Annotated in this window: 6 protein-coding genes; 3 read left to right on the forward strand and 3 right to left on the reverse strand. The window is 44.6% G+C overall.

What is annotated here, in order from left to right; translation table 11 throughout:
- Positions 1–335 precede the first annotated feature (335 nt).
- Complete coding sequence (locus QT979_RS20850) at positions 336–938, forward strand: glutathione S-transferase family protein (RefSeq protein WP_333216058.1); 603 nt, start codon at positions 336–338, stop codon at positions 936–938.
- A gap of 65 nt (positions 939–1003) precedes the next feature.
- Here QT979_RS20850 and QT979_RS20855 read toward each other — a convergent pair whose 3' ends face one another.
- Positions 1004–2041 carry a Gfo/Idh/MocA family oxidoreductase gene (locus QT979_RS20855; RefSeq protein ID WP_333311565.1) on the reverse strand — a complete coding sequence of 346 codons (1038 nt, stop codon included), beginning with the start codon at positions 2039–2041 and terminating at the stop codon, positions 1004–1006.
- Positions 2042–2170: 129 nt separating this feature from the next.
- On the opposite strand from QT979_RS20855, the gene QT979_RS20860 reads away from it, so the two are divergent.
- Together QT979_RS20860 and QT979_RS20865 are read left to right on the forward strand one after the other, a co-directional pair.
- Positions 2171–2353 carry a hypothetical protein gene (locus tag QT979_RS20860; RefSeq protein ID WP_333311566.1) on the forward strand — a complete coding sequence of 61 codons (183 nt, stop codon included), beginning with the start codon at positions 2171–2173 and terminating at the stop codon, positions 2351–2353.
- Between the two features lie 213 nt (positions 2354–2566).
- The gene (locus QT979_RS20865; protein ID WP_106149950.1) at positions 2567–2866 is read left to right on the forward strand and encodes a ferredoxin; all 300 of its coding nucleotides are present in this window, start codon (positions 2567–2569) and stop codon (positions 2864–2866) included.
- A 345-nt stretch (positions 2867–3211) separates the two neighbouring features.
- On the opposite strand, the gene QT979_RS20870 is transcribed toward QT979_RS20865, so the two are convergent.
- Together QT979_RS20870 and QT979_RS20875 are read right to left on the reverse strand one after the other, a co-directional pair.
- The gene (locus QT979_RS20870; RefSeq protein WP_333311567.1) at positions 3212–4867 is read right to left on the reverse strand and encodes a SpoIID/LytB domain-containing protein; all 1656 of its coding nucleotides are present in this window, start codon (positions 4865–4867) and stop codon (positions 3212–3214) included.
- A 323-nt stretch (positions 4868–5190) separates the two neighbouring features.
- The coding region (locus QT979_RS20875) for a WD40 repeat domain-containing protein (protein ID WP_445304797.1) at positions 5191–5533 on the reverse strand (343 nt) is incomplete at its 5' end.

Raw genomic sequence — 5533 nt, forward strand, 5'->3', positions numbered from 1 at the left:
GTTTTGACAGCGCCTTCAAGAATTACCTTTTGGTAGTTTCTTTAGAATCCCTGTTGCTTCAGCACAGGGAGTGTCAATGAAGCTCATCTTCCATTTCCGTGCCCCTTCCCTAACGCTATTTAAGGGAGGATTTTTCCCGTATAATTTCATTGATTCTCCAATATTGATGAACTTAGGCTGCTCTGGGTTGCACCTAACCCATATTACTTCTGAACGTAGCAATGCTGCTCTTACCCCCAAATGCTACAACAATAATAAGTTGTGAACTTCTGTTGCTTTTTTTGCTTTTTTTACTTTGCGTGTTCAGTGTTCTTTGTGGTATATAAAAAATACTCATGTTGAAACTTTACGAATATTCTCCTTCTGGGAATTGCTACAAAATCCGCTTGCTTTTAACTCAGCTTAATATTCCCTTCGAGCGACTAGAAATTGATATTATAAAACGAGAAAGTCGAACCCATGAATTTTTGATCAAAAATCCTAACGGGCGTATTCCTGTGTTAGAAATAGAACCGGATATTTTTCTGTTTGAATCGAATGCGATTATGTTTTACTTGAGCGAAACAACGGAGTTTTTCCCCACTGATAAATTTGAACGCGCTCAAGTCATGCAGTGGTTATTTTTTGAACAGTACAGCCACGAACCTTTTATTGCTACTTCTCGTTTTTGGTATATCACCGGAAAAGCTGAGGAATATCGAGAAGCACTCAAACAAAAACAAGCACCGGGCTATGCTGCTTTGGGGGTGATGGAACAGCATTTAGCAAACCATGCTTTTTTTGTTGGCGATCGCTATACTATTGCTGACATCGGTTTATTTGCTTACACTCACGTTGCGGGCGAGGGCGGATTTGATTTAACTAGATTTCCGGCAATTCAAACTTGGATCGAGCGAGTAAGAAATCAACCTCGATATATTAGTATCGCACATAAATAAAAGTTGTTCGTAGTAAGCATGAAGAATCCTAATTGACTAAAAGCATCAACGGAGGACTGAATTCATTACTGCAAATTTATCATGTCCGATGGTAAATTACTAATCGCTATATTTTGCCCAGTCTCACTCGATCGCCTCGCAGCATCTGCCACCTTCAAAGCGTACAAACTACTGGCATTATTTACGTACAAAGGCGTACCGTTTGACAAATATTCCAACACCATATTGGTGTCTTTGGCAAACAAGCCGCGCCGCGTTCCTACTTTGAGGTTGCGCCGATTTTCTCCCTGAATTAATTGACCGGATTCGGGAGTGAAAACCAGCGTTCCTGCTTCTCCGTAGATGGTAAAAATGTTTTCAGACTGCCAAAAAGTCTCTCCTTTTCCATAAACAGCTTCAGCGACAAGGTCATTGGCAAAGCGCAACTGTGCATTGCACAAACAAGCTTTGTAGAAATCCGGCTGACTGTCCCAAAATTGAGCTTGACAGTTAACGCTTGCCACTTCCCCAAACAAATCAGTAAATCGGTGCAGTCGCGAAATTGCACCAACTAACGGAAAGCCAAAGAGGGAATGTTGATAAGTCCACCGCTGCGGGGCTGGATGTTGAGGACTCATAGTAATGTAGCGGGCGTAAAAAACTTTACCGATTAAGGGCAAAGATTCTTTGATTGAGGAGTGCAACCCGCCTAGCAGTTCGATGTGTTCGATGTGGAGGAGTTTTTGCTTTTGGGCGGCAAGTTTGATCGCCCTTTCTGCTTCAGATACGTCTAAAGATAGAGGATATTCCACCACAACGTGCTTCTCATTTTCTAGCGCCGCCAGGACGATCGCCCCGTGATCCCGATTCACCGTACAGACAATCACCAAATCTAAATCGTCTCTTTCTACCAGCTTGCGCCAGGAAACCGCAGCTTCTGCCCCGAAGCCTTGACAAAATTCTGCGGTTTTCTCCGGGGTGTGGCCCGCAACCGCTACCAAGTGCGATCGCCCATCAGCTTGAATTGTCTCGGCCCTCAACTTAGCGGCAAAACCAGTACCCACAATCCCCACGCGAATTGGAGAATTAACCGAAAAACCAGAGCGAGTATCAATATTAGTCATGGGATTTGAGATTTAAGATTTTAGATAGTTATAGACTTGCGGTGCAGGGCTTTAGGATTCTATGGCCCCGATTTTAAGCTGTGGTTGTGGTGCGATTGATTCGATCGAGCCTTCAACACCCAAGCCTTGATGCGATCTAACTATACATTTCAGCGCCTGCTGGGACTTGCCTTGCAGCAAGTCTTGCGGAAACTCGATCGACACACCGCATACCAACAACCCGGTTTTTGTGCTGTAGGGCTCAAAACAGGATTTTTCCTAGAAACCGGATTATTTAGCGCAAGTCTTGCGGCAACAGTATCACAAGGCTGAATCCAACATAGGTATAAGTAATAAAGATGAAATTAGAAAAAGTTATAACTAATCCCATTCAAATTTTTTGTAAATAAGTGTTGCAACCTTGCTTCTTTCCCCTACTATCATAGAGGGAACGAACCTAAGACCTAACCTCAAAGCTAATAGAGCCTTGAAGGTTGCATTAGGAAAAATTATCAATCTTGTTGAATTTTTGAGAGGATTTAGTGCATGGCAACTTACAAAGTTACCCTCATCAGCGAAGCCGAAGGAATTAACCAGACCATTGACGTTGATGACGATACTTACATTCTTGATGCTGCAGAAGAAGCAGGACTCGACCTCCCGTACTCTTGCCGCGCTGGAGCTTGCTCCACCTGCGCCGGCAAAATCACCAAAGGCGAAATTGACCAATCCGACCAATCTTTCTTGGACGACGACCAAATCGAGGCTGGATTTGTCCTCACCTGCGTCGCCTATCCCAAGTCTGACTGTACGATCGAAACTCACCAAGAAGAATCGCTCTACTAAGAAAGGACGCTCTGCGTGATACCCTAAGAAACCCGGTTTCTCGTTTCCAGAATTAAGCTGAAATAGCCCAATTATGTTAAGAAACCGGGTTTCTGTGTCTAACATTGCAACACAGCCGCCAGCAGTCTGTCACTCCCAGCTAGGAATTCCTAGCCGTTTGAGCAGATAGCTGACCAAATAATTTTAGATTTTAGATGGCAGATTTTAGATTAACTGTGAAACCAATCTAGAATCCCAAGTCTAAAATCTAAAAGTTTTACGGCTGATATTTAGTCCGCAAAGGCGGGCTTTGTTTGTGTAGTGGCGATGATTTAAATCGCCAAGTTTTAGGCAGAGTGCGATCGACTATTCGCGCCAAAATGTAATCGCATCGCTGAGTGGTACAACTTGAGCGCCGGGAAAATAAAAGCTGAGAATTTGAGATCCATTCCAGCCCAAATTAGCCAAATTGTAAGAACCAGTCTGACTCATTCCCACCCCGTGTCCGAAGCCGCCTCCGACAAAAGCATAACCGTTGAGAGTTTTGTCTGGATTGTAAATTGGTTCGAGGTAAAAAAGCGTGCTAATCGGCGGGTAAAAAGCATTGCGAATCTCGTCTTTGTCGATATCGATGGGGCCCAAGTCAGTTTGAACCTTCATTTTCAAAACTCGACCTGCGGGCGACCTTTCCACCACTTCCACCTGAGTGACAGTTTTAAAATTAGCCAGCGGGTGCTGTTTCTTCTGAAGATACTGTTTGAGAAATCCACCAATCGCGGTCAAAGAAGCTGGTTCGCGCCACCGAAAAGTGTCTTCTTTTTCCTCATTAAACCCTTTTTGCAAACTGATAAAGCGGCGGAAATTGTTTTCGTCAGACAAACTCTGCTTGGACAAATCCCAAACATTATTAGGCGAATCGACGATCGATCGCAAATATGGACGTTCCGCGCCCTGCCACACATCGTTAAAAGAGGCTGTCACGCCGCCGCTAGACGCGGAATAGAGGGCGTCTACTAGCTGATTTTCGTAAGTTAGCACCAAACCAGTCGTTTGGGCGATCGCCTTATCACTTTGTGGGTAAACCTCGGTCAAACCCTTATAAACTTGACAGTTAACATCAGCGCACAACTCATAATTATCCACAGCAAACCGGCGCAAATTTCTCAGGGCGTAGGTTCTCGCTAAAATAGTTTGAGCGACAATCGCAGCGTAAGGCGAAAAAGCCCCAATTTCGTGAGGAACAACACCCCGCAAATAAGTTTCCGTCAGCACTTTATTTACCAAAGTATAAGTGCCGTAAGCATTTTTTTGCAGGTGCAAACTCCCGCCATAACGGTGAGTTTCTTGAATTGCTTTTTCTGGTTCAGTAGCTGTCGCCTCTTGGGTGGTTTGTTGCAATACCTCAATCACATTTTTCCCGACCGTCACATCCAACTCATTGCGGTTGAAACGAAAGCCGTTTAAAACCCAAAATGCCTGGGGTATTTGTTTAAATACTTTGGAATCCAAAAAAGCTGTTGTGTTCCCTTGAGCTTGCAAACTTTGCAACAGCCAGCGCCGCACCAAAGGAGAGTTGTAAGTATCTCTTTTCGCCCAAACTTGCCAGCGAAAAGGTTGAGCAATTTCTACTTCTATTCCCTGGGCACGCCACTGATTGGCGCTATCTTCTGCACTCTCGAAACTGCGGTGGGAGCTCAGAACAACTCGTTCTTCTACTAAGGGCAATTCCAGAGGTTTCGGGGCTATTTCTAACTTGACGCTAGCAGCAGTTTTGGTTTCTATGCCTTGAGGAGTTTTGTAACGCAAAGTTAAGCTGTCGCCCGGTAATGCTTTCAGCGTCAGTTTGTCGGTTGCTTTGGTACCAAACCGCTGCACTACGCCTATTTTGATCGGTCTATTTTGGGGAGTTTGGGCGTATCCCGCAGCGCTGAAAATGGGTAACAGGCACAATGCGGTGAAAACAGTGCTAGAAATGCAGCTAAACCATTTGTAATTGGGAGTTGGAGGTGCTTGAGCGGACACAGTTATCTATCTCCCGATAGTTGAAATTTGGGGATTTTTGATTGTACGTTAGCACATTTGGCGGCTGCTAGAGCGGGATTCCGGAAGATAGGCTGGTTTAGTTGCCAGAATTCTGTTAAGTCAGGGCTTACGCCAGACCAAAGAAACCGGGTTTTTTACCGAATCTGCGCGCTGCAACTGGTCTTTTCGTAAAAAACCCGGTTTATGGGCCCCCTGCGGTAAATCTGTCATTGCGGGTGAAACGCAGGAATCGCAAAAGTTGCGATCGCTTTACATTCTGTTACACGGTCAGGTTTATTTGCACCTACCGACTGATTGGCTAATCATTTTTTCTGAGCACTAATATCATCGCAAACGTGTTTCTCGCTTTCCTCAGCATTATTCTGCAAATAGTCGTGCAGCCAGTCGCAGCCTTGCACCAGCATTTCATCTAAACTTTTAATTCGCCACAACCGGGCTGTATAGTCATCTGATGCCGTAGCAATGTATTTGCCGTCGGGACTGAAACTGACACTCGATACCGAATCTTGATGTCCTTTAAATTCTTGTATCAGCTTGCCTGTTAAATCCCACAACCTTGCTGTTTTGTCCCCTGATATAGCAATGTATTTGCCGTCGGGACTAAAACTGACACTCGATACCGAATCTTGATGTCCTTTAAATTCT

It is taken from the genome of Microcoleus sp. w2-18bC1 (assembly GCF_036700365.1).
In the GTDB taxonomy this organism is placed as follows: domain Bacteria; phylum Cyanobacteriota; class Cyanobacteriia; order Cyanobacteriales; family Microcoleaceae; genus Microcoleus.